Origin of the sequence: Streptomyces sp. NPDC058576, assembly GCF_042718715.1 — a bacterium.
Taxonomy (GTDB): Bacteria; Actinomycetota; Actinomycetes; order Streptomycetales; family Streptomycetaceae; genus Streptomyces.
Genome location: NZ_JBHXPF010000001.1, coordinates 158,290 through 184,565, shown reverse-complemented (window position 1 = coordinate 184,565; position 26,276 = coordinate 158,290). Strand labels below are relative to the sequence as shown.

Here is a 26,276-nt window from a genome sequence, read left to right as displayed (position 1 = left end):
TCGCCCGAAGCGTCGCCCGCCAGGTCACAGCTCCTTGGCGAACCAGCGCTCCGCGTACGGATTACGGCGGTGGAACGCCGGCACCTCCCGGTACCCGTGCTTCGCGTACAGCGACCGTGCCTCGACCAGGTCGTCGCGGGTGTCCAGCCGCAGCAGCCGTACGCCGTACGCCCGCGCCGCCTCCTCCACCGCGGCCAGCAGCACCCCGCCGCCGCCCGTCCCCCGGAACGCCGGCCGCACGTAGACCCGGGTCAGCTCCGCCGTACCCGGTCCCGCGGCCTCCGTCAGCACCAGCCCGGCGCAGCTCGCCGCCTTGCTCCCGTACCGGCCCACGACGAACTGGCCGGTCGGCGGTACGAGCAGGTCGGCCCCGTCGTCGTCGAGTCCGGCGGCGATCTCCTCGGCGGTCGCGGGCCGCTGCCAGTAGCGGCTCGCGACCTCGTCGTAGTAGTCACGGCGCAGTGCGCTCGCGTCGGGGGAGTCGAATCGTTCGGCGGCCACGGTCCAGGTCATGTGGGGCATTCTTGCTGCCGCACGGCCTGACGACGACGCAGTTTTCCTGTGGAGGGGGCAGTAGTGACTGAAGTGTCCGCGAGCGTGTCCGAGACCGACGCCACGACCACGACCGTGACGACGACCCGAACGATCCAACACCTCGCCGAACGCTGGATACGGGACGGTATGACCACCGCCGCCGCCGCACCAGCAGCGGGCCGGGGCGGGGGCGGTACGGAGGCGGGCCCGGGTTTCGTCTGCTCGCCCGCCGGACTGTGGCTCGCCCTCGCCGCCGTCGCCGCGGGCGCACGCGGCGCGACCGCCGCCGAGTTGCGGACCCTCCTCGGCGCCGCGGACCGGGAGGCCGCCCCGGCCGTCACGGCGGTGGCCCGCGAGCTGGCGGCGACCGGGGCGCTCGGCGTGGCCACCCGGGTCTGGAGCCGGGTGCCCGTGCTGCGGGCGTACCGCGAAGCGCTGCCGGACGTCCGCTTCGGCCCGATGGACCCGGCGGCCGTCGACGCCTGGGTGCGCGAGACGACCGGCGGGCTGATCGAGCGGCTGCCGCTGGAGATCACCGACGAGACCCTGCTCGCCCTGGTCAACGTGTTGGCGCTGAAGGCCCGCTGGGAGGATCCGTTCGAGGGCGCGCGGACGCAGAACCTGCTGTTCACCGACGCGGCCGGAGCGGTCGGCCCGGTGCCGACCATGATCAAGGACGTGCCGTCGGCCGACGCCTGGACGGTCGGCGGCACGTCCGTCGTCGAGCTGCGCTGCGAGCGGGAACCCGGCGGCGGGCCCGGGGCCCGGGTCCGCTTCGTCCTGGGGGAGCCGGGGGCCGGGCCGGAGCGGGTGCTGCCCGTGGGCTGGGCGTCCCGGACCACGGGCGCCCCGCTGGACGCCGACCGGGTCACCATCGGGCTGCCGCGGCTCGCCCTGCGGACGCGGGTGCCGGTCACCGAGCAACTGCCCGCTCTGGGCGTACGGCTGGCCACCTCCGACGACGCGGACTTCTCCGGCCTCTCACCCGAACGCCTCGCCCTCTCCGACGTGGTCCAGGAAGCCGTCCTGAAGATCGCCGAGGAGGGCGTGGAGGCCGCGGCCGTGACGGTGGTCGCGATGCGGGCGGGCTCCGCCCCCGGGCCGCGGCGGGTGCACCACATCGCCTTCGACCGCCCCTTCGGCATCGTCGTGCTGGCCGGAGCCGACGACGTACCCCTGTTCACCGCCTGGCAGGCGGACGCCCCCGCCGGCCCGGACGCCTGAGGCCCGCCGGGAGGGGGAGTGAGGGGCCCAACGGAGGCTCTCCGCCATCCGCCGCCGGCCGTTGTCATCCGCACGGACGACCTCTTCCGGCCCCAAGCAGGATGACAGTCAGGCAAAGAGGGGGTTGATTGTGTCTACCTCGTAGGGCAATGCGAGGCTTCATCCTGCATGGCCCCCACTCGAAGGGGCGGTGCATGGAACGGTGGGAGGGTCGGCGCAGCGTGGTGAATGCGGATCACAGTGTGCGCGGTGACGCGGCGGCGGACACGGGAGCGGGGGCCGGGCTGACCAGAGTCCTGCTCTGGCTGGTCGTGGCCGTGCTGGCGGTACGGCAGGTGGCGGTGGTGCTCCGGCAGCCACCGGGGGAACGGCTCCTCGATCTGGAGACCTGGATCGGGGAGAACGGCGTCCTGCACATGACGGGCTCGCTGTACGACAGCGGCCGGTTCACCGGGACGCCCTTCGCCGGCCTCGTCCTGAAACCGCTCACCGCAACGGCCCAGCAGACCCTGGGCGTCGCGTGGACGTTCGGGTCCCTGCTGCTCGTCGTGGCTCTCGGCCTCGTCGCGGCCCGGGCCCTGCCCTCGCCGATGGGCCGCCGGACGGCCCTGCTCGCGGCCCCCGTGGCGATCAGCCTGTTCATGCTGTCGCTGCCGGTCCGCAACGCCCTGCACCTCGGCCAGACCAGCATCCTGCCCGTCCTGCTGGTGCTCCTGGCCTGGTTCGTCGTCCGGGAGCACCGGGCGGCGGGCGTCCTCGTCGGCGTCGCCGCCGCCTTCCAGCCGGTGCTGCTGCTCTTCGCCGCCCTGCTCTGGCTGACCGGCAGGCGGCAGGCGTCGGTGAGCGCGGGCGTGACCTTCGCCCTCGCCACGGCCGCCGCCTGGGCCGCCGCGCCGAAGGACTCGTGGACGTACTGGGTGCACCACCTCGCGGGCGCCGGGCTGGGGGAGCGGCCGGACAGCCTGGCCAACCAGTCCCTGCACGGGGCGCTGCTCCGGCTCGGCCTCGAAGGGCCGCTGGAGATCGCCCTGTTCCTGGTGCTCTCCGCCGCCGTCGTGTTCTTCGGGCTGCGGCGCGCGGTGCGGTACGCCCAGGACGGGCAGCTGCTCCTCGCGGTGGCCGTGACCGGCTGCGTCGTGGTCGCCGTCTCGCCGACCGCCTGGCAGCACCAGCTCCTCTGGGTGCTCCTCGCGGTCGTCGGGAGGGTCGGCAAGCGGGCCTCCGACCGGCTGGTCTGGCCGTCCGTGGTGGTGCTGGTCGTCACCCTGCCGGGCACGATGCTGCTGCCGAACATCGAGGCGCTCTTCCCCGTACGCGACAACGTGCTGCTCCTCGTGGCGCTCGGCGCCGCCTGCCTCGCCCCGTTCCTGCCCCGCACCTCGCCGTACTGGCAGCACCCGGTCCCCACCGACTACGCGAAACCGGTCGCGGCGCGCTGGAGACGCGTGCCGCTCCTGCCGTTCTGGCGCCGGGTCCTCACCCGCCCCAACCTGCTGCTGGAACTCCTGCTCATCCGGGTCGTCTACGACGCCTACGCCCAGGTCCGCCTCGCCGCCCGGGCGGGCCGCCCGCTCGCCGAGGAGCACGGCCGGCAGATCCACGCCATCGAGCAGTGGCTGCACATCGACATCGAGCACTGGGTCAACCACACGGTCGTCCAGATCACCTGGCTGCGTGAGTTCTTCGACTACTACTACTCCACGTTCCACTTCATCGTCCCGCTGACGATCCTCGGCGTGCTGTACGCGCGCCGCCCCGCCGACTACCGCTGGGTCCGCTCCTCCATCGGATTCGCCACGCTGCTCGCGCTCGTCGGCTTCTGGCTCTACCCGCTCGCACCGCCCCGGCTCATGCCCGGGCTCGGCTTCATCGACACCGTCCACGGGGTGCAGGACTTCGCGAAGCCCGACTACGGGACGCTGACCACCGTCACCAACCAGTACGCGGCGATGCCGTCGCTGCACTTCGGCTGGTCGCTGTGGTGCGGTGTGGTGATCGTGATGCTGGCCCCGAAGCTGTGGATGAAGGCGCTCGGCCTGCTGCACCCGCTCTTCACGATCGCCGCGATCGTGGCCACCGCCAACCACTGGGTGCTCGACGCGGCCGGCGGCGCCCTGGTCGTGGCGATGGGCTTCGGGCTGACGTATGTGCTGTCGGGGCCGCGGAAGCTGGTGACCGACGAGGAGCGGGCGACCGACGCGCCACCGGTGGTCGCGGAACCCGCCGAGCCCGCGGCGACGGAACCGAAGCAGTCTCCCGAACCCGCCCTCGTACCGGAACGCCAACCGGCCGAGAAGGTCTCGGGCACCTAGGGCACGCCCCGGCGAACACCGGAGCAGGCCGAAGGGGTGCCGGGACGACGTTCACCGTCCCGGCACCCCTTCGGCATGGATCGCCGCAGCTCCATCGTCCGCCCGCGCGGCCGCGGCCGCCACTCGGGACCGTGTCAGGATTCCGCCGCCGTGGTCACCTGGAGCTGCTTGATCCCGTTGAGCCAGGCCGAACGCAGCCGGCGCGGGTCCTGAAGCAGCCGCAGATCCGGCAGCACGTCCGCGACGGCGTTGAAGATCAGGTCGATCTCCATCACGGCCAGCGACTTGCCCAGGCAGAAGTGCGGCCCGCCGCCCCCGAAGCCGAGGTGCGGGTTGGGGTCGCGGGTGATGTCGAAGGCCTCCGGGGCGTCGAAGACCTCGGGGTCGTTGTTGGCCGAGGAGTAGAACAGCCCGACCCGCTCGCCCTTCCTGATCCGCTGACCGCCCAGCTCCAGATCCTGGGTGGCGGTCCGCTGGAAGGAGACCACGGGGGTCGCCCAGCGCACGATCTCCTCGGCCGTGGTCTTCGGCCGGTCCCGCTTGTACAGCTCCCACTGCTCGGGGTGGGTGAGGAAGGCGTGCATGCCGTGGCTGATCGCGTTACGCGTCGTCTCGTTCCCGGCCACCGCGAGCAGGATCACGAAGAACCCGAACTCGTCGGAGGACAGGTTCCCCTCGCCCTCCGCCGCGACGAGCTGACTCACGATGTCCTCGGCCGGGCACTCCTTGCGGGCCGCCGCCAGGTTCATCGAGTACGCCACGATCTCCATCGCCGCCTCGGCGCCGACCTCCTCGGTGATCGCGTACTCCGGATCGTCGTACGCGGCCATCTTGTTGGACCAGTCGAAGATCTTGGACCTGTCCTCCTGCGGTACGCCGATGAGTTCGGCGATGGCCTGGAGCGGGAGCTCGACCGCGATGTTCGTCACGAAGTCGAAGGAACCGTCGGCGTCCGCCGAGGCGAGGGCCGTCTCGACGATGGAGCGGGCCCTGCTGCGCAGCGCCGCCTCCAGCGAGCGCACCGCGCGCGGGGTGAAGCCGCGCTGGACGATCTGGCGGACCCGGGTGTGCTCCGGCGGGTCCATGTTCAGCATGATCAGCTTCTGGACGTCGATCTGGTCGCGGCTGATCGTCTCGTTGAAGCGGATGACGGCGGTGTTGGTGTTCGAGGAGAACAACTCCGGATGCGTGGAAACGTACTTGACGTCCGCATGCCGGGTGACGACCCAGTAGCCCTTGTCGCCGAACCCGGAGATGTTGGTCGGCTGGGTGCACCACCAGACCGGTGCGGTCTCCCGCATGAGGGCGAACTCCGGTTGCGGGACACGGTCTTGGAGGAGGTCGGGATCGGTGAAGTCGAACCCGTCGGGCAGATGGGGGCAGCGCATGGGCACCTCTTCCACTTCCACTCCGGCATCGGGCGGCGAACCGTCGTCGTCCGATGGGCTGTTCGATTACCTGACGACCCATCAGGAGTTGCCCGCAAGGTAGTAACGAGTTCTACAAGTGGCAAGGGCCACGGGCCGATCCGTTGCCCCGCGCGGGCGTGCGGGAGTGCGCGGGAGTACTTTCGCGCCGGAGTCGTGCGGGTGCGGCGCGTGCACGCCTCTTGCGCAGCCGGGCCGCCGTCACGAGACTGCTTGCAGAACTAGAACGCGTACTAGTTCCTTCCGCGGGCGCCGGGACGCCCCCTGCGGAAGCGCGAGGAGAGGACGAGCTCATGGCCGCGGAACCCGTCATCGTCGAAGCCGTACGCACCCCCATCGGCAAGCGTGGAGGCGCACTCGCCAATCTGCACCCCGCCTATCTGCTGGGCGAGACCTACCGAGAACTTCTCGGCCGCACCGGCATCCAGGCCGACTGCGTCGAGCAGATCGTCGGCGGCACCGTCACCCACGCCGGCGAGCAGTCCATGAACCCGGCCCGCACCGCCTGGCTGACCGTCGGCCTGCCCTACGAGACCGCCGCCACCACCGTGGACTGTCAGTGCGGCTCCTCGCAGCAGGCCTCCCACATGGTCGCCAACATGGTCGCCGCCGGGGTCATCGACGTCGGGATCAGCTGCGGCGTCGAGGCGATGTCCCGGGTGCCGCTGGGCAGCGGCTCCAAGCACGGCCCGGGGAAGCCCTGGCCCGACGAGTGGAACGTCGACCTGCCCAATCAGTTCGAGGCCGCCGAGCGCATCGCCCGCAAGCGCGGCCTGACCCGGGAGAGGGTCGACGCGCTCGGCCTGCTCTCCCAGGAGCGGGCCGCCGCCGCCTGGGCCGAGGAGCGGTTCAAGCGCGAGACGTACGCCGTCCAGGTCCCGACCACCGAGGAGGAGCAGGCGGCGGGCCAGGGCATGTGGCGGCTCGTCGACCGGGACGAGGGGCTGCGCGACACCTCGATGGAGGCGCTCGCCGGGCTGAAGGCCGTCATGCCGAGCGCGATCCACACCGCCGGGAACTCCTCGCAGATATCGGACGGGGCCTGCGCGATCATGTGGTCCTCCAAGCGCATGGCCCGGGCCCTGAAGCTCAAGCCCCGGGCCCGGATCGTGGCCCAGGCCCTCGTCGGCTCCGACCCGCACTTCCACCTCGACGGCCCGATCGACGCGACCCGGGCGGTGCTCGGCAAGGCGGGCATGTCGCTGCGGGACATCGATCTCGTCGAGATCAACGAGGCGTTCGCCTCGGTGGTGCTGAGCTGGGCGCAGGAGTTCGAGGCGGACCTCGACGGACTGGAGAAGGTCAACGTCAACGGCGGCGCGATCGCGCTGGGTCACCCGGTCGGCGCGACGGGCGCCCGGCTGATCACCACGGCCCTGCACGAACTGGAACGCCGTGACAAGGAGTTCGCGCTGATCACGATGTGCGCGGGAGGAGCCCTGGCGACGGGCACGATCATCCAGCGGCTCTGACCCCGGCGCCCCCGTTCGGGGAAGCCGGGGCACTCAGGCCTTGGGCTCCCCGGACGCCTCCGGCTCCCCGAACGCGGCCCGCGCGTCGAAGGCGGCGCGGCGGGTGGCCCGGCGCAGCGCCTTCAGCAGCGTCGGGCCGAGCGTGAGGGTCAGCACCACCGTCAGCACGGCCCGCCCCAGGTCCCAGCCCAGCGAGGTCGCCGCGCAGTAGGCGAGGAACCGCACCAGGTTCTCGTGCAACGGGTCGTTCCCGTCGAACGAGATCCCCGAACCGGCCCCGGTGAGGAGCGGCCAGCCCTGCAGATTCATCACCGTGCCGTACGCGAACGCCGCCACGCACCCGTACACCGCCAGCATCGCCAGCTCGGCCCGCCCGCGCAGCCGGTCCGCCCCCGGCAGCAGCCCCGCGCCCATCGTGAACCAGCCCATCGACAGCATCTGGAACGGCATCCACGGCCCGACCCCGCCCGTCAGCAGCGCCGAGGCGAACATGGTCACCGAGCCGAGCACGAAACCGAAACCGGGGCCGAGCACCCGGCCGCTCAGCACCATCAGGAAGAACATCGGCTCCAGGCCCGCTGTCCCCGCCCCGAGCGGGCGCAACGCCGCCCCGACCGCCGCCAGCACGCCGAGCATCGCGACGGCCTTCGCGTCCATCCCGGACTCGGAGATCGTCGCCACGACCACCGCGACGAGCAGCGGCAGCAGCGCCGCGAACAGCCAGGGCGCGTCCCGCGCGTGGGCGAGCCCGGACTCGGCGTCCGCCAGCAACGGCCACCCGAAGGCGACCACGCCGACGGCCCCGGTCAGCAGCAGAACGGCGACCGACTTCGGCCCGAGGCGCACCGGCCGGGGCGCCCGTTCCCGTACGTCCGTCATTCCCTTCACGCTCCCGCCTCCAGCGCGCCGCGCACCTGGGACACGGTCAGCCACTCCTGCGGAGCCAGGATCTTCGCCGTCTGCGGGGCGAACGCGGGGGAGGAGACGACCACCCGCCCGGTCGGGCCGTCCGCGACGACCTCCCCGTCGGCGAGGATCACCACCCGGTGCGCCAGCTCCGCCGCCAGCTCCACGTCGTGCGTCGCCAGGACGATGGCATGCCCCTCGGCAGCCAGCCCGCGCAGGACGCCGACGAGCCGGGCCTTCGCCGCGTAGTCCAGGCCCCGCGTCGGCTCGTCCAGCAGCAACAGCGGCGGCCGGCCCGTCAGCACGAGCGCCAGGGCCAGGGCGAGCCGCTGACCCTCGGAGAGGTCCCGGGGGTGGGTGTCGTCCCCGACCCCCGGCAGCAGCTCCGACACCAGCGCCCGGCAGGCGCCCTCCGCCGCGCCCGCGTCCCGGTCGGCGGCCGCGCACTCGGCGGCCACCGTGTCCGCGTACAGCAGATCGCGCGGCTCCTGCGGTACGAGGCCGACCCGGCGCACCATCGCCCGGGGGTCCGTCCGGGCGGGGGCCAGGCCGCCGACGCGCACGGTGCCCGCGGTGGGCTCGATCATGCCGACGAGCGCCCCGAGCAGGGTGGACTTGCCGGCCCCGTTGCGGCCCATCAGCGCCACCGTCTCGCCCGGGGCCACGGTGAGCGTCACCCGTCGCAGCGCCTCGACCCGGCCGCGCCGCACCCCGAGCCCGTCGACCCGGGTGACCGGATCGGCGGCGGCCGGGGCGGCGGACGCGCCGGAGCTCTCCGCGCGGCCCCGGCCCAGCAGCCGGGCGAGGCGTCCGGGGCGGGAGCCCTCCGCCGCGACCGGTACCGGCACCGACGCCGGGGGGACGTCCGTACGCACGGGTGCCGCGGCCCCCGCCAGTCGCTCCCGCAGCGCTCCCGCCCCGCGCCGGGCGTCCCGTACCGACAGGGGCAGCGGGTCCCAGCCCGCCAGCAGGCCCAGCTCCGCCACCGGCGGCCGGACCGGCGACACCTTCATGACCTCGGCGGGCGGCCCCATCACGGGGGCGGCACCCGGGGCGGGCAGCAGGACGACCTGGTCCGCGTACTGCACCACCCGCTCCAGCCGGTGCTCGGCCATCAGCACGGTCGTCCCCAGGTCGTGCACCAGCCGCTGGAGCACCGCCAGGACCTCCTCGGCCGCCGCCGGGTCCAGCGCGGAGGTCGGCTCGTCCAGCACCAGCACCTTCGGGTGCGGGGTGAGCACCGAACCGATCGCCACGCGCTGCTGCTGGCCGCCCGACAGGGTCGCGATCGGCCGGTCGCGCAGCTCGGCCAGGCCCAGCAGATCAAGGGTCTCCTCGACCCGGCGGCGCATCACGTCCGGGGCCAGGCCGAGCGACTCCATGCCGTACGCGAGCTCGTCCTCGACCGTGTCCGTGACGAAGTGCGCGAGCGGATCCTGGCCCACCGTGCCGACCAGGTCGGCCAGTTCCCGGGGCTTGTGCGTACGGGTGTCGCGACCGCCCACCGTGACCCGGCCCGACAGCAGCCCGCCCGTGAAATGCGGGACGAGCCCGGAGACCGTACCCAGCAAAGTCGACTTACCCACACCGGAGGGGCCGACGAGCAGGACGAGTTCGCCCTCGGGGACCGTGAGGTCGACCCCGGACAGCGTGGGATGCTCCGTGCCCTCGTACCGCACGGAGACCCGCTCGAACCTGATCACGCCTGCTCCTTGCTGCGATGCGCCGGTTTCTCGGTGACCCGGGTCGACGGCGGTACGGGGGCGACCAGCGCGGGCAGCAGTCCGATCAGCACCGCCGCCGCGGGCCACAGCGGCAGCACCGGCGCGGTCAGCGGTACGACACCGGGGCGCAGCGCGTCCGGATCCACCGTGCCCGCCCAGATCATCGCCGCCGCGACGGCCGCACCCGAGCACGCCACCAGCCAGGCCCGCACGCCCCAGCGGTCCGGGCGATAGCGGGTGCGCACCGAGCGCCGCCCGCCGAGCCGCAGCCCGGCCATCGCGGTGACCAGTCCGGCCACCAGCAGCGGCAGCCCGTACACCGCCCCCTGAGCGGCCAGCAGCCCGTACGTACCGGCGCACACCCCGAGCAGCCCGCCCAGGGTGAGGACGTTCGTGGTGTGCCGGACGGCCTCCGGGACCTGGGCGGTACGCCCGTATCCCCGCGCGTCCATCGACGCGGCCACCGCCACGGACCGCTCCAGCGCGCCTTCCAGCACCGGCAGCCCGATCTGCGCCACCGCCCGGACGCCACCGGTCGGCCGGCCCCGCAGCCGGCGCGCGGTGCGCAGCCGGACCACGTCGGCCACCATGTTCGGCGCGAACGTCATCGCGACGACGACGGCGACCCCCGCCTCGTACAGGGCGCCGGGCAGCGACTTCAGCAGCCGCGCCGGGTTGGCCAGCGAGTTCGCCGCGCCGACGCAGATCAGCAGGGCGGCCAGCTTCATCCCGTCGTACAGCGAGAAGACCAGCTGCTCGGCGGTGACGCGGCCGCCGATCCGCACCCCCTGCGCCCAGTCGGGCAGCGGGAGTTCGGGAAGGACGACGACCGTGTGCGAACCGGGGATCGACGAGCCGAGGAAGACGGAGAACAGCAGCCGCAGCCCCACGACGAACAGCCCGAGCTTGACGAACGCGCCGTAGGAGCGGGCCCACGGCGCGTCCGTGCGCCGCGCCGCCACCACATAGCCCGCCACCCCGATCAGCAGCCCGAGCAGCAGCGGGTTCGTCGTCCGGGACGCGGCGGTGGCAAGACCGAGCGCCCACAGCCACCACGCCCCGGCGGGCAGCGCGTTGCCGCGGTCCGCCTCCGGGGCGTGCAGGGCGCGGCGCAGCAGCCGGGCCGGGGCCGGGGAGAGGGTCACCGGCGGCGGCGGGCCTGGACCACGGCGGCGATGCCCAGCAGCAGGACGGCACCGACACCGACGAGCAGCCCGACGGACGGACCGCCGCCGTCACCTCCGTCGTCCGCCTCCTCCTGGCCGTCGGCCGTCTTCGCCGGGTCGGACGGCTTCGCGCCGCTGTCCTCACCGGACACCTGCTCGCCGCAGCCCGACGTCGGATAGCCGGAGATCGCGCAGAGCATGGCGCTGCTGTCGTACCGCAGCGGCTTGGCCACCGCGGCGAGCGCCTCCGCGCTGCTGGCGTCCGGCGCGACCTGCGCGCAGGCGGTGCGCGGGGCGGGCGGCTTCTCCCCGTCCGGGGCGTCCGCCGCCGTACCCGCGTCGATCACCAGCGCCACCCGCTTCCGCCCGTCCTTCGCCGGGGTGTCCGCGCAGATCGCCCCGAAGTCGGGGGCGCGGCGCGGCTGGGCGGCGTCGCCCGAGTTCTCGCTCACGGCGAACCGGAAGCCCTGGACCGTACCGTCGTCCGGGCGCAGGAGGGACGGCCCCTGGGTGGCGTACTCCCAGTTCTTGCCGTTGCCCTCCCAGAAGGACCAGTAGCGGTACCCGGCGGCCTGGGCGCTGCCCGCGCCGAGCAGGACGGCCGAGGCGGCGACCAGGGCGGCCAGCAGCGCGACGAGGGGAACGCGAAGCCGGGCCGAGGCCGGCGTACCGCTCACGGCTGCCGCTGTGGGCGTACCGGTCCGGGCTGTCGGCGCTGCTTCGGGCGTACCGGTCACGGCTGCTGCTTCTTCCGGCGCATGCTGAGCAGGAAGCCGATGCCCGTGCCGGCGAGGAGCCCGATGCCGATCAGCCATCCCAGGCTCAGCCCGCTGTCGTCGCTGTCGGTGCCGCTGGAGGGCTGCGGGCCGGTCGGCGTCGGCGAGGGGAGGGCGGTGGCGGCCGGGGAGGGCCCCATCGTGTTGAGCTGCTTGACGAGGTCGACGCCGCCGAAGCTGCGCGCGTCGGCACCGGTGGCGTGCGCGGCGAGGATCAGCTGCGCGGTGGCTGCCGGGCCGCCCTGCTTCGCCCAGCCCGTGGCGTTCTTCTGCAGCCAGGTGACCGACGCGCCGGCCTTGTCCGCGTGCCCGGAGGCGGCGAGCGCGACGACGGCGTCCGCGGTGTTGCCGTAGTCGGGCTGCGGGGCGGTGTCCTCGGCGCCCGGCATCGGGGCCTGCTCCAGATACGGCGACTTCTTCAGCGTGTCCGTGAGGAAGGAGGCGCCGTTCTGGGCGCTCTGCTCGGGGCTGAGATCGTCGCCCTTCGTGCAGGAGGGGGCCTTGACCGCGTTGGACGTGCCGGAGGCGATGCCCTTGCCCATCAGACCGAGCACGGAGGCCGCGGTGGCGTCCATGTTGGCGGTCAGCTCGTCCTTCTTGCCCGGCTGGTAGGCGAACGCGCCGCCGTCCTTCTCCCCGCAGGCGATCGCCAGGGACTGGAGCGCGGTGTACGGGGTGCTGCCGTCGGGGGTGGTGAGCTCGTTGACCGGGACGCCGGTGCGGGCCAGCGCGCCGATCACGATGGACGTGGAGTTCGCGTCGCTCGGGCTGCCCGGGTTGTAGCCCCAGCCGCCGTCCTTGTTCTGTACGGACTTGAGCCAGTCGGCCCCGTTGTTGGCGTCCTCACGGCGCTGGTCGATCTCGACGAGGGCCTGGACGGCGATGGCGGTGGCGTTGGTGTCCATCACCGTCGACGCGTCGCACGGCTTGGAGGCGTCCCGGTACGAGGTGAACGCCCCGCTGTCGCACTGCTGGCCCACCAGCCAGTCCACCGCCTGCGTCGACGGTGTCACGTACTCGATCTTCTGCGCGAGGAAGGCCAGCGACTGCCGCCACACCCCGTCGTAGGTGGGGTCCGTGGTGCCGTAGAGCCCGGCCGGAAGATCCGCCGACGGTGAAGGGCTCGGCGCGGCGACCGCCACGGGGGCGGCGGCGCCCAGGAGCACGGCGGTGGTCGCGAGCGCGGCTGCGCTGCGGCGTACGGTCATGGCTGGCTGGGCCTCTCCTGCGAGGGCCGGACTCCCCGGGCGCACGAGGGCACCGGGCTCCGGCCCCGTATGCCTCGACGGTGCCGGCCACCGGGGTTCCGGTGGCCCGAGGGCCCCTCGTCGACGTGCCGACGGACCCGAGCCGTTCACGCTCCGCGGACAGGGCGGTCCGGCTGCCGTCGGGCGGACGGGTCACGGCTGGGGCGCTGCGCCGGATTCGCTCCGGCGTCCCCCTGTACGGGCATGATGACGACCTGCCCACTCTACCGGTCCGTAGGGGAGAGGCTCGGGGCTCAGGCCGCGATGTACGTCACCGGGGGCTGCGGGTCGGGCGGGCTCGGACGGCGATGTACGTCACCGGGGGTTCTGGGCCGGGCGGGCTCGGACGGCGATGTAGGTCACCGGGGGCTGCGGGTCGGGCGGGCTCAGGTCGCGATGTACGTCACCGGGGCTGTGCGCCGGGCAAGCTCAGACGGCGCGATGTGCGTCACCGGGGCTGCGGGCCGGACAGGCTCAGGTCGCGATGTACGTCACCGGGGGGCCGCCCGGGACCGCCTCCGCGCGGCCGAGCTTCACCAGCCGCCGCAGATGGGACTCGGCCTCCGACACGGCGATGGACCGCGAACCGTGCGGTATCTGTTCCCAGGGCCGGTTCCACTCCATCCGCTCGGCCAGCTGCCACGGGGTGAGGGGCGTGGCGAGCAGGGCGAGGAGCCCGGTCAGCCGCTCCTCGTGGTGGTCCAGCAGCTCCCGCACCCGCCCGCCCGCATCGGTGAACGCGTGCTGGTGCGCGGGCAGCACCTCGGCCACCCCGAGCCGGCCGATCCGCTCCAGCGAGGCGAGATAGTCGCCGAGGGGATCGGTGACGGCGGTGTCGTCCGGATCCTCGTACAGCCCGATGTGCGGACTGATGCCCGGCAGCAGATGGTCGCCGGAGAACAACCGCCCGTGCCCCGGCAGGTTCGCCGGATGCCGCTCCTCCAGATGAAGGCAGACATGGCCCGGGGTGTGCCCGGGGGTCCAGACAGCACGCAGCTTCCGCCCGGCGAGATCGAGCAGCTCGCCGGGCACGATCTCCCGGTCGGGCAGGGCGGCGCGCAGCCCCGGCAGGGTCCGCAACCGCCCCCCGCCGCGGGCGGCGCGCAGCGGGGCGAGGTGCTCCTCGGGCGCGCCGACGGCCGCGAGCTTGCGGGTGAGGTAGTCGAGCCAGGTGCCGGGCTCGGCGTCCCGGGTGCGGCGGACGATCGCGGTGTCGGCCTCGTGCATCGCGATCCAGGCCCCGGACGCCTCACGGACCTGGCCGGAGAGACCGTGGTGGTCGGGGTGGTGGTGGGTGATCACGACGCCGTGGACGTCGGTGACGGCGGTGCCGAGGGCGTCGAGACCGGCGGCGAGGGTGTCCCAGGAGGCGGGGTCGTCCCAGCCGGTGTCGATGAGGACGGGGCCCCGGTCGGTGTCGACGAGATGGACCAGGGTGTGCCCCAGCGGGTTGTCCGGGATGGGGACCTTGATGCTGTGGACGCCCCCGCCGTGGTCGGTCACCTGCGGTACCTGCGTCATGGGCTCCCCCTCTGCGGTTCGGCCTCCACTGTAACGAGAACTCGTTCCAGTGGTAGCCCAGGTCCACCACTTATTCGCTTCCCGGGTGCGGTCCGCGCCGTGGACTCCTGGAACAGGAACTGGTATCAGTTCTGACGAGCAGTCAGTTGCGGTGCACGGGTTCGCTTCGCGGGAGGCAACGGCCATGACGGAACGTACGGAGCTGGTGGAACACGGACAGCTGTTCATCGGCGGGGAGTTCACCGATCCGCTCTCCACCGAGGTCATCGAGGTGATCTCCCCGCACACCGAACAGGTCATCGGCCGCGTGCCGCACGCCTCCGAGGGCGACGTGGACCGGGCGGTCGCCGCCGCCCGCCACGCTTTCGACGAGGGCCCCTGGCCTCGCATGACGCTGGACGAGCGGATCGCGGTGATCACCCGGATCAAGGACGCCTTCGCCTTACGCCACGAGGAGTTCGCCCGCCTCATCAGCGCGCAGAACGGCACGCCGTACAGCGCGAGCGTCATGGTGCAGGCGCTGGCCGCGATGATGGTCTGGGACTCGGCGATCACGGTGGCGCGGACGTTCCCGTACGAGGAGCACCGGGACGGAGTCCTGGGCCCCCTCCTGGTCCGCCGCGAACCGGTGGGCGTGGTCGCGGCGGTCGTCCCGTGGAACGTCCCGCAGTTCACGGCCGCCGCGAAACTGGCCCCGGCGCTGCTGGCCGGCTGCACGGCGGTCCTGAAGGTCTCCCCGGAAACGCCGCTGGACGCCTACCTCCTGGCGGAGATAGCGGCGGAGGCGGGCCTGCCGCCCGGTGTCCTCTCCATCCTCCCGGCCGACCGTGAGGTCAGCGAGTACCTGGTGGGCCACCGCGACGTGGACAAGGTCTCCTTCACCGGCTCGGTGGCGGCCGGCCGCCGGGTGATGGAGGTGGCCTCCCGCAACCTGACCCGCGTCACCCTCGAACTGGGCGGCAAATCGGCCGCGGTGATCCTCCCGGACGCGGACCTGGAGGCGGCGGTGGCGGGCATCGTCCCGTTCGCCTGGATGATCAACGGCCAGGCGTGCGTGGCCCAGACCCGCATTCTGGCCCCCCGCTCCCGCTACGACGAGATAGCGGAGGCCTTCGCGGCAGCGGCGGGAGCCCTGCGCGTGGGCGACCCCCTGGACCCGACGACGGAACTGGGCCCGCTGGTGGCCCAACGCCAGCAGCAACGCTCGCTGGACTACATCACATTGGGCCAGGAGGAGGGTGCCAAGATCCTGACGGGCGGCAGTCGCCCGGCCTCCCAGGAGCGAGGCTGGTACGTCGAACCGACGCTCTTCGGCTCGGTCGACAACTCCATGCGCATCGCCCGTGAGGAGATCTTCGGCCCGGTGATCTGCCTGATCCCGTACGGAGACGAGGCCGAGGCGGTCCGCATCGCCGACGACTCCCCGTACGGCCTCAGCGGCAGCGTCTGGACGGCGGACACGGAACGCGGCATCGACGTGGCCCGCAGGGTCCGCACGGGCACGTACAGCGTGAACACCTTCAGCCTCGACATGCTCGGCCCGTTCGGCGGCTACAAGAACTCGGGCCTGGGCCGCGAGTTCGGCCCCGAGGGCTACGGCGAGTTCTTCGAGCACAAGATGATCCACCTGCCCGCCGGCTACCGGGAGGCGTGATGGGCGACCGCTGGCACGTGGAGGTCGACCGCTCGGTCTGCATCGGCTCCGGCATGTGCGTCAACCACGCGGCCGACGCCTTCCACCTGGACTCGGCCCGCCAGTCCCACCCGACGACCGAGGACCGCGACGCGTGCGAACACGTCCTGGCGGCGGCGGAGGGCTGCCCGGTGGAGGCGATCACGTTGACGCTGGTGGGGTCGGGGGAGGTGGTGTTTCCGCCGGAGGAGTGAGGGGGGAGCGGCGAAGGACGCGATGCCGCCTGGACGCTGTCTCCCGGCGGCGTCCAGGTGTTCCTACATCCAGTTGAAGTACCGATCGACCCACGCGACGGGCAACGTTCGTTCCGCGTCCTGCGGGGAGTCCTCTGTCGCGAAGGCTGACAGGACCTCATCGGCATAGGCCTCCTCCAGAACAGACGGCCCGTCGTACGGTTGCAGCAGCAGCCCCAACGGGACGAATACGCAGTCTGCGGCCCCGCACGTCGCATCGAGCCACGAAACGAACTGATCCGTCATGCCTTCGGTTGGGCCGGGCTCAGTCCAGGGCCCCGCCCCCGCGGTGACGAAGCCGCCGAAGTTACTCATCTGGACCCACAGGGGCCGGGCTGTCCCGGCAGCCTCCGCCGGAACCTCTACCTCACCGTAGATATGGCGTCCTGGTAAAGACCCCTGTCGCAGGCCGGGCCGAACCGCTTCTCCAGAGCGCCAACAAGTTCCGCGAATCGGTGTTAAGACTTCTGCAGGTCGAAATCGCGGGGTCGTTCGAGGTGGAGCGGGTCGTCGCCACTTTGCAGGAGAGAGCGAAGAGCTTTGTCGGACAGTATGAGATGGCCTCCGTATCCATAGGGCGCGGAAATGCCGCCGGCTCAGCCGAACGAACGCACAAAGATCCAGTACGCATCCTCTTCCTCCGTTACCGCACACAGGTGCGTCCCATCCGCGGACAACGCCACGAATTCGGGAGGCCCGGTCACCGCAGCAATGCGCGACGGCAGACCAGATTTTCCGAGAGGGTCTTCCCGGTTGAGCGGCTGGACTCCGCACGCCAATCTCATCCGACGGCCGCGGACTGCGACGCGGGCGAATATGTCCTCGCGGGTGGTGGAGGGTTGTCTTGGAAGCGACCACGCTGGTGCCTGCCGGTGGGCGAGGAGTGAAGGTGAGCGGCGAGGAGAGCGATAGGCGAGCGGGGGGGGGTCAGACTGAGCCTTGAATGATGGACCCCCGGGTCAATCTAGACACATATCTTCCGGAGAGTTCCACTCTGGCTGTATGGGGAGGGTCGAAAAATTCGACTTCTCTGCTGTAGCGTTCGATTCTGGTCAAAATTAGACTGAAGTCTTCTGGCGTATTCTGGTCGGTTTCCTGAAGTCTGAAGACCTGTCCAACTCGGATGATTCCGCTGATGCATCTGACTACGCAAGTTCCCCCATTTTCACTTACCTCCTCGACTTCATAAATCTGCATCTGGCTACATTCGGCCATACTTGTACGCCTCCGCGACGAAAGTTGATATTTGCTCTGGTGAGAGTTTGGGGACTTGCCATTCTAGCGCATCGGATATTCCGCCGATGCTGTGTATCCTGGGTACTTGTATATCCATTTTTGCAAGAATATCTGTTGCGACGCTGATGGGCAGCTCTACGCTTGCGAATTTTGAAAGTTGAGCCGCCGGCAGCCCGACGGCAACCTCGGCTTCTGCCCGTATGACACCCCGATCTGTGGGTATGCCGTCCAGTGAGCTGCGAGGGAACAGTTGAACGATTCCCTCGCCAAATTGAGCAGAGTGCCTACCGAACAGGGTGGCCACGCCCGGGTCGGTCGTGGTTGGAGTGAAGCCGGATGCCTGGGTTCCTGTGCTGGCATCGTAGCCACGGGTTGTTCCGCGGAACAGGTGCTCCTCGTCAGGGCAACCGAAAAGCCCGAAGGGATCTATCCCCGCATGCGGATTGGGGACGTAGGTTGCTGCGTTGGGTGCTGGGGCGATCCCTAGGGGATCGGGCGATAGGTATCGGGCTGTTTCGGGATCGTAGTAGCGCTGGAAGTTGTAATGAAGATTGGTCTCTGGGTCGAAGTACTGGCCTGGGAAGCGCAGGGGGGTGAATGTGCGACTATTGGCTGCCCATGTGGTAGAGCCCCAGAGTGTGGTGCGCGTGTGCCAGGCCCTGGTGCCGTTATCGTCTACGAGCTCACTCGGGCATCCTACGAGATCGGTGACGATGGCGAAGAATCGCTCATTGATCGTTTCTTTTGGTTCTTCTCTCGAAATGAGGAACTCTTGTTGTGCGGCCGGTCGCAAGCCGTAATGGTGCCATGTAAGTGAGATGGGATTGGGGAATTCTTCATTCTCTGTGTTTTGCTCGCAAAGCGTCACCCCATCCCAGGAGAATGTAATCCTCTCTTGCGTATCCTCTCTGTCGCCTCTCAGGAGCTCCTTGGATATCCGTCGACCGAGAGGGTCATATGAATATATCCACACCATCCCTTCGGGGGTAATCGCCGAGCGCATACGGCTCTCGGCATCCCACGTGTACCGCCAGGTGTCCGGCTTCCGGGAAAGGCGGGTCCTCTGGCGGAGAGTGACGCGGCCGAGGGCGTCGTGTTCGTAGCGGACATTGCCGGCGCGGGTGATGGTTGTGCCCGTGTAGGAGCGGGTTCCGACGGCGTCCTGGCCGGGATGGTAATCAGGCCAGGAAGCGTCCGTCTGGTTGCCCGCCGAGTCGTACGCGTACCGCTCCTTCCAGCTCGCGGCGTGCACAGCTGTGACGCGGCCCGCTGTGTCGACATCGAAGGTCTTCGTTCCGGAGAGTTGGTCGGTGAGGCCGACGAGATGGCCGTCGGCACGGTAGGTGTAGTCGCGGCGCTGGATGCTTCGGCCGGTGCCCGTGACCTGCTGAGTGGTGAGGCGTCCCATCGTGTCGAACTGCGAGGCAATGGTGACATGTTCGCCCAGGCGGCGGGTGACTTCCTGGCCTGCCGCGTCGTGCTCAAACGTCAACGTGCGGCCAGAAGCGGTAAGAGAGGTATGGCGGCCAGTGGCGCCGTAGGTCCACGTGCTGACGACCCCGTTGGGTGTTGTGCGCCCGGTGCGGCGGCCCAGTTCGTCGTAGGTGTACGAAATTTTTCGACCGTTGACGGTCTCCGACTTGAGACGTCCGTACTCGTCGCGGAGCCAGGTGACGGTCGCGTCCGCATTTACCGCTTCGGCTAGTTGGCCGGTGAGGTCGTACGCGAAGGTGGTGACGGCGCCTGCCGCGTCTTTGCGGATGATGCGGTCCAACTCGTCGCGCTCGTAGCGAGTGGTCTGACCGAGAGCATCCGTGCGCGTGGTGAGCCGACCGGCCTCGTCGCGTGTGTAGCTGAGCGTGCGGTTGTCGAAGTCGGTTTCGGATATCAGGCGGCCGGCGGGGTCGTAGGCGTAGTTCCACGTCAGGCCCTGAGGGTTGAGGACCTGAGTGAGGCGGAGTTCGTGATCGTGGGTGAATTCGTAGCGCACTCCGTCGGGACCGATGCGGGTCGCCAACAGGTCGAAGTGTGTGTACTCGAATCGGGACACCGAACCCATGGCGTCGGTATGGGTAAGGCAGTTGCCTTCGCCGTCGTACGTCCAGGATTGGGTGCTTCCATCGGCGTCCGTACGTCGGGCGAGTTTGCCCTCCGGTGTCCAGACAAGGCGGGTGATCGCGCCGAGCGGGTCCGTGACAGCTACCGGACGGCCGAAGGCGTCTCGTTCAAAGCGCGTGGTTGCGCCGAGCGGGTCTGTGATCTCGACAGGCAGCCCGGCCGCGTCGCTACGTATGAGGGTCGCGTTGCCCAGCGCGTCCGTGACGGAGGTCGGGTGTCCTGCCGCGTTGTACGTCGTGCGGGTCACGGCCCCCGAAGGATCGGTCACTGCGATCCGGTTGCCACGGTCGTCGAACTCCTGCCGGACCACCGTCCGGTCCGGGTTGGTGATGCGCGTCGGCAGACCGAGGCTGTTGTACTCGGCGGATATCTCACCGCCGTCCGCGCGGACCGCTGCTGTCAGCTGCCCGGATGCGTCGTACGTGAAGCGGGTGGCCCGGCCCAGCGGGTCTGTACGGGACAGTAGCCGGTTGCGACGGTCTCGTTCGAAGTAGGTCGTCGCGCCGAGTGGGTTCGTCTCCGCGACGATCTGATGGGCTTCGTTGATCAGGTATCGATGGATCGCGCCGCCAGGCGTCGTCGCGGTCGTGACGCGGTGGCCTGTGGCCGGGTCCGGGTCGGTGTACTCCAGGCTCAGTGCCATGTGGCCTGCCGCGCCGCCCTCGGACACACACCGGTCCCGTTCGTCGTACGCGTACTGGTAGGTGCTGTCGTTGCTGTCGGTCCAGGACGTGATGCGGCCGCGTTCGTCGTAGGTGAAGCGAAGGGGCAAGCCGGAGGAGTTGGTGACCTCGGTCAGGTTGCCATCGGTGTAGCCGTAGCCGAGGATCTGCTGGTCGTTGCCGTCAGGGCTGCCTCCCAGCAGATGCAGTGCGGTGATTCGTCCGCTCTCGGCTGTGAGCTTCAGGTGATAGCCGCCGTGGTGCACGATCGAGGTCGGAGCCCCGTAGGCGTCGTACTCGAAAGCGATCCAGTTGCCGTTGCGGTCGTCCAGCTGGGCGAGCAGGGCCTCGGTGCCGTCGTCGAGCGTTGTGAAGTGTCTGACCCGGCCCGATTCCGGATCGCTGATCGTGTAGTCGCCGCTGGTCTCCCTGTCGAGCGGCCACCGCGGGCCGTGGCTGGGCAGGACCGGAACGCCAGGGGCCGGGTGCGGGTAGGACAGCAGCAAGCCGTCCTCGGATATGAAGATGACGCCCTCGGAGTCGATCTCCAGGCGCTGGTCCGCGGTGGAGGACCATGATGGGCCGAACCAGCGCCCCGACCGGTAGTCGGAGGCGACACGGCGGCGGAACACGAGGGGCAGCGTGCCGGGCAGCACGACGTCTGTCTGGGGCAGGTACATCGCCCCGGTCGCCATGTCCACGGGGTCGGACGGGTCCTGCTCCGGTGCGCGTTCCGTACGGGAGGGCTCGGCCGGGTCATGCGCACCCTCGCGCGCCGGCCCCGGCGGCTTCGGCGGGCCCTCGGGCCCGCCACCCTTGCGCAGCCCCGCCCGCAGGCCGCCCTTCAGTGCTCCGGCCCCCTTCGTCCCGGCTGCCTCCGGGAGCAGTCGGCCGACGAATTCGGACGGGTCGCCCTTGAGCGAGTCCCAGGCGCCCTCCAGGGCTCGGTCAGGATTGGCGACCGTCCTGGTCAGGCCGGACAGCGTCATGTTGACGCCCTTGTACATCTCCGCCGGGTGAGTCAGGTTGTACGGATCGATCGGGTTCACCTGGCGGAGGAAGCCCAGTAGAGCGCCGGTGCCCTTGAGTGCTCCGCCGCCGAAGTGGGCCAGCTCAACGCCCTGCGAGAGGCCGTAGTCGTACAGCTCGTTCTTGAGCCGGGCTGCTCCCTCCGGCTCCTTCGGTGCGTGAGCCATTGCCGCTGCGACCGCGCTCTTCGCCTGCTCGGCCGCTTCGTTCCGCGCCCGGCGCGCGTCCTCCAGAACCTCCTGGGCCCGCTTCTGCTTGGCCACCCCCGGGTCGGAGAACGTACCGGGGTGGGGGAGCGGCCGGTCGGTGTTGCGAGCCGTGTTGTACGCGTCGACCTTCTTGTTGAACGCCGAGACGGCCTTCTCGGAGTCCTGCCTGCCCTCCTTGTAGAGGGCGATGGCCTCCCGGGCCTTGCCCTGGGCACTCGTGACCGTGGAGGAGTACGTCTCCAGGGCCTTGGCCGCGTCCTCGAAGGCGTCCGCCGCGCGCAGCCAGTCCGTGGGAAGTGTCTGGAACTTCCCCCGGAACGTGTCGGCGGCCTCCCCGCGCCAGTGCGCCGAGTCCAGCTTCTTCATCCCGCCGCCGACGAGGTCGAACGCTCTCTGGAAGTCGCGCAGGTCCTTGATCGTCGCGGTGATCTTCTCGGGGCGCCCGTGGATCAGCTCGTCGGCCTCCTCACTCTGGCCGAGCTGCTGTTCGCCGACCTCGGCGCCCAGCGTGGACGCGGTCTCGTCCCCCCAGTCCTCGACCTTGTCGGCCCAGTCGTGCGCACCGACCTTGTCCAGTCCCGCGCCGACCTTGTCCGTCGCCGCGTCGACTCCCTTGCCCAGGAGTTCCTTGCCCTTGTCGAGGCCCCGAACGGTCCCGTCGACGACGTTGTCGAGCCCCCCTCGCCAGTCCACCATCAGCGGTTCTGCCCCCAGCGCGGTTCCTCGGTCTGCGCCACGGTCTCTTCTGACGGATCGAGGTGCTCCTCAGCCCACGCGTCGATTCCATCGCGCTGTTCCGCGTCGACCCCCGAAGCGTCCAGCAGCGCGTCGCCGACGTCGTACCCGGTGTCCTTCCACTGCTGCTTCACCTCGCCGTGGGCCTCGGTGAACGAGTCCGCGCTCCAGTCCGGGTTGTCCCAGGCGTGCTGTTTGCTGATCGTGTCCCAGCTCATGCCCTTGACTTCGTCCTCGGACAGATAGGGGTTGCCGTTGGTCGAGTTCATGGCGATCTTGAACGAGTCCTTGATGTACCGCTCCTGTTCCGCGAACGAGCCGGCGGACAACCCGACCCCCCGCGCGAAGGTGTTGCCGCGCTGCGTGAGTGCCCGCACTCCCCACTGCCACCGGTTGCAGAACGTCTCGAACTGCGATGCCAGCCCGGCGTGCCCCAGCTCCAAGCCGGACAGGGCGAGATCGGAGAAGCCCCGGCCGGCCGTTGCCTGCCCGATCATGCCGAGTTCCTTCAACTCGGCGTGCGCCAGGTCGATGCCCTTCGCGATCTGTGCCAACGCCGCCGGCGGCACGTTCAGATCCGCGTTCTCCCCGCTCATCCCGTCTCCCCCAGATCGACAGCCACGTGGTCGGGCACGATGCCCGCGACCGGCGGAAACAGCACGCCGTCCGTACTCCCCGCGTCCAGCGCGACTCCCGCCGGGCCCGGCAGCATCGGCACCATCACGTCCAGGTTCCCGCCAGCAACGACGAAAGCAGCCAGCAAGAACCGCCGGTGAGTGAACAAGCCGCTGCACCGTGAGAGCTTGGCCGGATTGCGCCGGATCGCCGACGAGGCCCGCGAGAAGTGCGCCTTCCGGTCCAGCCGCCCGGAGGTGGACGGATGGTCCGCCGGCACCGCGGGTGTTCAGCTGTCGCCGGATGCGTCGACGAAGGTGGCGCCGATCTCCGCCAACCGCCCTGCCGCATAGGCCGGGTCGAGCACGGTTTCAGGCGTGTGGATGCCCGGTGGGACGGCTTCGCCGCGCAGGCCGAGCTGCCGCTCGACGCCGAGGGCGATGCCGAGTGCGGTCAGGGGACGCTGTCCCGCCGGGTGGACGAGGTAACGGCTCGTGCTGAGCGGTGCACCTGTCGTGCCTGCTCCTTCGAGGTCGATCCGGATCTCGATGGAAGCGGGGTCGCCACGGCGCCGGGCCGCGGATTCGCCGACGGCCATGTCGAAGCGGACGTTCGGCGCGCCTGTCGCGAGGGCGAGGCTCGGTACGTCGAGGATGGCGATGCTCTGGCCGGGCAGGGCGACGCCGTCGGAACGGGACACATCCGCCTGAGCGTCGGGGCCGTTGACCCAGGTGAAGACGCCGTCACGGCGCACCGTCCCCGCCGTGGTGGCGGTGGCCCACCGCTCCAGATCCGCAGTCCCCGCCGGCCCACCGGTGTCCGACTCGTCCAGTACGGCGCCGATCCGGATGGTGTCGACCCGGCGGAACTCCCGGGCCAGTTCCAACGTAGCGAGGACGACGACACCGGCGCAGAAGTGGCTGGCCAACAGGATCGACGAGGCGCTTGCCCGCCGTGCGCCCGCGACGACTTCCGGTGCGATCTCCACCAGGCCGCTGGAGATGCTGAGGTAGGGCAACCCGTGGTCCTGCGCGTAGTGCAGTCCGTTCAGGTGGTCGTCCCACAGTGCGGCGACCACCGCCGCGTAGCTGTGTTCGGCCGGGAGGCCGAGATCGCCGCGTCGCAGGTCGATGGTCACGGCTGTCGCGGCGCCGAGTCCGTCGGCCACCCCCTGCGCGCGGTCGAGGTCGCGACCCGCGATCGTCAGGGGCAGTTCCGGGTGCCACTGCCGCAGGAGAGCGGCGGTCCCCGAGCCCGCTTGTCCCGAACCACCCAGGATCAGTACTGGTTTTGACCGGTTCACTTGGGTCCTCGCCTCCATGAAGCTACATTTTGTAGCCTACGTTTTGTAACATAGTCTGGAGTGCGACACAACGGAGGACCATGGCCACCACTTCGACCCGCCTGTCCAAGCAGGCCAGGCGGGAGCAACTGCTCGACACCGCCGTGGCGATCGTGCGACGCGAGGGCACCGACGGCCTGACTCTGGTCACCCTCGCGGAGGCGGCCGGGGTGAGCAGGCCGATCGCGTACGACCACTTCGGCACGCGCCCCGGCCTGCTGCTAGCGCTCTACCGGCGCCTCGACGAGCGTCACCGAGCCGGAATCGCGCAGGCGGTGCAGGAGGCCGCGACGACCGCCGACGAGGTCGCCCGTGTCATCAGCCGCGCCTATTTCGCGTGCGCCACGGACATGCCGGAACTCAGCGCCGTTTCCGCCGCGCTGAAAGGAAATCCGGAGATGGAGGCGGTCCAGCGCGAGATGCTCGACCGCTACACGGACCTGACGGCCGCCGCGCTGCTGCCGCAGTGCGGCCTCGCGCACGAGGCCCTTCGGCTTCGGTGCGTCGGCGTGCTGGGCGCGGCCGAGACCATCGCCGCCGAGCTGAACCAAGGACGGGCATCCGCCGACGACGCGGTCGCCGCACTGACCGACCTGATCATCGGCGGCCTCAACACCCGGACCGGCCGCTAGCGAGGTGTCCGGGCGGATCAGGGCCGGACCGGCCGTGCCAGGCGTCGCGGACCCGGTCAAGATCCGCCGGACGCGCCCCAGCCTCGCCGTGATGCTCGCCGAAGGGGTCAGGCCATCGTGGACCTGGCCGTGCCGCGTGACCAGCCGACGTGCTCGGCGCCACCAGCGGGCCGTCCCCGGGACGGTCAGGTCGCCGGTTCGGCCTCCACCTTCCGGAGCACGCCCTCCGGCGCCCGCCGCAGCGCCCGGATCGCCGGCACACTGAGCATCACGGCCAGCAGGGCGAACGACATCACCGACGAGAAGACCAGCACCTCGTTCGCGCCGAACGCGTCCGCCGCCGGGCCCGCCAGGGCGCGGCCGAGCGGGATGACCATGATGGAACCCGCGACGTCGTACGCCGAGACGCGGCTCAGGACCGTCAGCGGGATGTGCGACTGGACGCTCGTCGCCCACATCACCCCCCAGAACGCGAAGCCGTAACCCGCGATGACATGGGCGATCGCCGTGGCCGCGAAGGACCATTCCAGCGCCGGGGCCAGGGGGTTGAGCGCGAAACAGAGCATGGCCAGAGCGCCCGCGACGAGGGGGCGGCGGGGGCGGACCCGCATGCCGATCAGGCCGCCGATGATCGTGCCCGCGCCGTCCGCCGAGGCGATCCAGCCGTACCCGCTCGCCCCGTGCTGCTCGATCATCAGCGCCGCGCCCAGCGGCAGCGCGGGGCCGAACACGAACAGGCCGTACACGGACCAGACCGCGATGACGCCCCACAGCCACTGGCGGGACCGGAACTCCTGCCAGCCCGTCGCCAGCCTGCGCCACATCGCGGCGTCGCCCTCGTCGCGTTCCGTGTGCAGCTTCCGCAGGGGGAGCAGGACCAGCGCGCTCAGCGCGTACGCCGCCGCGATGACCACGTACGAGCCCGACACCTGCCAGTACGCGACGAGGATGCCCGCCAGGCCGGGGCCCAGCAGGGTGCTCAGCGCCTCGGAGATCCGCAGCAGCGCGTTGGCCTTCTGGATGTCCTCCGCGACCCGGGGGACCATGCTCGCCATCCCGGGCTGGAACATCGCCGTCGCGGCCCCGCTGAGCGCCATCAGCCCCATGATCTGCCACAGCGGGACGCTGTTGGAGGAGAAGAGAAGCGTGGCCAGCGTGAGCATGGCCAGCATGCGGGCCACGTCCGCGCAGATCATCATCAGTTGGGGGGTGAAGCGGTCGGCCAGCACCCCGCCGAACAGCACCAGCAGCACGATCGGGGTCATCCACGCGGCCAGCGCGTACCCGACGCCGCTCGCCCCGTGGCCCGCCCCCAGCACCGCCGTGGTCAGGGAGACCATCAGCATGCCGTCGGCCAGCAGCGACGCGCTGCGGGCTGTGAAGAACAGCCGGAACCGGGTCGACCGCCAAGGGCTCGGCAGCGTGTCCGACTGCTGCGGGAGGGTCGTGTCGTCAACGCTCAT

At 70.7% G+C, this 26,276-nt stretch carries 19 protein-coding genes and 1 pseudogene; 6 read left to right on the top strand and 14 right to left on the bottom strand.

Annotated features, from left to right (window positions below; translation table 11 throughout):
* Nucleotides 1-24: 24 nt before the first annotated feature.
* A complete protein-coding gene (locus ACFWRV_RS00800) occupies nucleotides 25-513 on the bottom strand; it encodes a GNAT family N-acetyltransferase (protein ID WP_384326471.1) in 489 nt (162 codons plus the stop codon).
* A 63-nt stretch (nucleotides 514-576) separates the two neighbouring features.
* On the opposite strand from ACFWRV_RS00800, the gene ACFWRV_RS00795 reads away from it, so the two are divergent.
* Entirely contained in the window at nucleotides 577-1,758 is a 1,182-nt protein-coding gene (locus ACFWRV_RS00795; RefSeq protein ID WP_384326469.1) for a serpin family protein, read from the top strand.
* A gap of 194 nt (nucleotides 1,759-1,952) precedes the next feature.
* Nucleotides 1,953-4,070, top strand: coding sequence for a bifunctional glycosyltransferase 87/phosphatase PAP2 family protein (locus tag ACFWRV_RS00790; RefSeq protein ID WP_384326467.1), 2,118 nt, complete (start codon nucleotides 1,953-1,955; stop codon nucleotides 4,068-4,070).
* A gap of 134 nt (nucleotides 4,071-4,204) precedes the next feature.
* On the opposite strand, the gene ACFWRV_RS00785 is transcribed toward ACFWRV_RS00790, so the two are convergent.
* Nucleotides 4,205-5,458 carry a cytochrome P450 gene (locus tag ACFWRV_RS00785; protein ID WP_384326465.1) on the bottom strand — a complete coding sequence of 418 codons (1,254 nt, stop codon included), beginning with the start codon at nucleotides 5,456-5,458 and terminating at the stop codon, nucleotides 4,205-4,207.
* A gap of 332 nt (nucleotides 5,459-5,790) precedes the next feature.
* Between ACFWRV_RS00785 and ACFWRV_RS00780 the strand changes: the two genes are divergently transcribed.
* Nucleotides 5,791-6,969, top strand: coding sequence for a steroid 3-ketoacyl-CoA thiolase (locus ACFWRV_RS00780; RefSeq protein WP_384326463.1), 1,179 nt, complete (start codon nucleotides 5,791-5,793; stop codon nucleotides 6,967-6,969).
* Nucleotides 6,970-7,002: 33 nt separating this feature from the next.
* On the opposite strand, the gene ACFWRV_RS00775 is transcribed toward ACFWRV_RS00780, so the two are convergent.
* The 6 genes from ACFWRV_RS00775 to ACFWRV_RS00750 form a co-directional block, all read right to left on the bottom strand.
* Nucleotides 7,003-7,848, bottom strand: coding sequence for an ECF transporter S component (locus ACFWRV_RS00775; RefSeq protein WP_384326698.1), 846 nt, complete (start codon nucleotides 7,846-7,848; stop codon nucleotides 7,003-7,005).
* A gap of 5 nt (nucleotides 7,849-7,853) precedes the next feature.
* A complete protein-coding gene (locus tag ACFWRV_RS00770; RefSeq protein WP_384326461.1) occupies nucleotides 7,854-9,578 on the bottom strand; it encodes an ABC transporter ATP-binding protein in 1,725 nt (574 codons plus the stop codon).
* On the bottom strand, nucleotides 9,575-10,744 hold the full coding sequence (locus ACFWRV_RS00765; protein WP_384326460.1) for an energy-coupling factor transporter transmembrane component T: 1,170 nt from the start codon (nucleotides 10,742-10,744) through the stop codon (nucleotides 9,575-9,577). The genes ACFWRV_RS00770 and ACFWRV_RS00765 overlap by 4 nt, the downstream gene beginning before the upstream one ends.
* Nucleotides 10,741-11,442: an SCO2322 family protein gene (locus ACFWRV_RS00760; protein ID WP_384326458.1), complete on the bottom strand. Its 702-nt coding sequence runs from the start codon at nucleotides 11,440-11,442 to the stop codon at nucleotides 10,741-10,743. The genes ACFWRV_RS00765 and ACFWRV_RS00760 overlap by 4 nt, the downstream gene beginning before the upstream one ends.
* A 56-nt stretch (nucleotides 11,443-11,498) precedes the next feature.
* Nucleotides 11,499-12,749 (bottom strand): prenyltransferase/squalene oxidase repeat-containing protein, encoded by a 1,251-nt coding sequence (locus tag ACFWRV_RS00755; RefSeq protein ID WP_384326456.1) that lies wholly within the window; start codon nucleotides 12,747-12,749, stop codon nucleotides 11,499-11,501.
* Between the two features lie 513 nt (nucleotides 12,750-13,262).
* Nucleotides 13,263-14,309 carry an MBL fold metallo-hydrolase gene (locus ACFWRV_RS00750; protein WP_384326454.1) on the bottom strand — a complete coding sequence of 349 codons (1,047 nt, stop codon included), beginning with the start codon at nucleotides 14,307-14,309 and terminating at the stop codon, nucleotides 13,263-13,265.
* Between the two features lie 184 nt (nucleotides 14,310-14,493).
* Here ACFWRV_RS00750 and ACFWRV_RS00745 point away from each other — a divergent pair, with 184 nt between their 5' ends.
* Nucleotides 14,494-15,963, top strand: coding sequence for an aldehyde dehydrogenase (locus ACFWRV_RS00745; RefSeq protein ID WP_384326452.1), 1,470 nt, complete (start codon nucleotides 14,494-14,496; stop codon nucleotides 15,961-15,963).
* Nucleotides 15,963-16,196 (top strand): ferredoxin, encoded by a 234-nt coding sequence (locus tag ACFWRV_RS00740; RefSeq protein WP_384326450.1) that lies wholly within the window; start codon nucleotides 15,963-15,965, stop codon nucleotides 16,194-16,196. Before ACFWRV_RS00745 ends, ACFWRV_RS00740 begins: the two co-directional genes overlap by 1 nt.
* Nucleotides 16,197-16,259: 63 nt before the next feature.
* On the opposite strand, the gene ACFWRV_RS00735 is transcribed toward ACFWRV_RS00740, so the two are convergent.
* The 5 genes and pseudogenes from ACFWRV_RS00735 to ACFWRV_RS00715 all read right to left on the bottom strand — a co-directional run bounded on the left by ACFWRV_RS00735 (nucleotide 16,260) and on the right by ACFWRV_RS00715 (nucleotide 24,142).
* Nucleotides 16,260-16,550, bottom strand: coding sequence for a hypothetical protein (locus tag ACFWRV_RS00735; protein ID WP_384326448.1), 291 nt, complete (start codon nucleotides 16,548-16,550; stop codon nucleotides 16,260-16,262).
* Between the two features lie 886 nt (nucleotides 16,551-17,436).
* Complete coding sequence (locus tag ACFWRV_RS00730; RefSeq protein ID WP_384326446.1) at nucleotides 17,437-22,185, bottom strand: putative T7SS-secreted protein; 4,749 nt, start codon at nucleotides 22,183-22,185, stop codon at nucleotides 17,437-17,439.
* Entirely contained in the window at nucleotides 22,185-22,820 is a 636-nt protein-coding gene (locus ACFWRV_RS00725; RefSeq protein WP_384326444.1) for a hypothetical protein, read from the bottom strand. The genes ACFWRV_RS00730 and ACFWRV_RS00725 overlap by 1 nt, the downstream gene beginning before the upstream one ends.
* Nucleotides 22,817-22,954, bottom strand: a pseudogene (locus tag ACFWRV_RS00720) (SseB family protein); the annotation flags it as partial. The pseudogene ACFWRV_RS00720 and the gene ACFWRV_RS00725, both read right to left, overlap by 4 nt.
* Before the next feature lie 174 nt (nucleotides 22,955-23,128).
* Nucleotides 23,129-24,142 carry a saccharopine dehydrogenase gene (locus ACFWRV_RS00715; RefSeq protein WP_384326442.1) on the bottom strand — a complete coding sequence of 338 codons (1,014 nt, stop codon included), beginning with the start codon at nucleotides 24,140-24,142 and terminating at the stop codon, nucleotides 23,129-23,131.
* Between the two features lie 80 nt (nucleotides 24,143-24,222).
* Between ACFWRV_RS00715 and ACFWRV_RS00710 the strand changes: the two genes are divergently transcribed.
* Nucleotides 24,223-24,813: a TetR/AcrR family transcriptional regulator gene (locus ACFWRV_RS00710; RefSeq protein ID WP_384326440.1), complete on the top strand. Its 591-nt coding sequence runs from the start codon at nucleotides 24,223-24,225 to the stop codon at nucleotides 24,811-24,813.
* A 185-nt stretch (nucleotides 24,814-24,998) separates the two neighbouring features.
* Here the strand turns inward: ACFWRV_RS00710 and ACFWRV_RS00705 are convergent, their stop codons facing one another.
* A complete protein-coding gene (locus ACFWRV_RS00705) occupies nucleotides 24,999-26,276 on the bottom strand; it encodes an MFS transporter (protein WP_384326438.1) in 1,278 nt (425 codons plus the stop codon).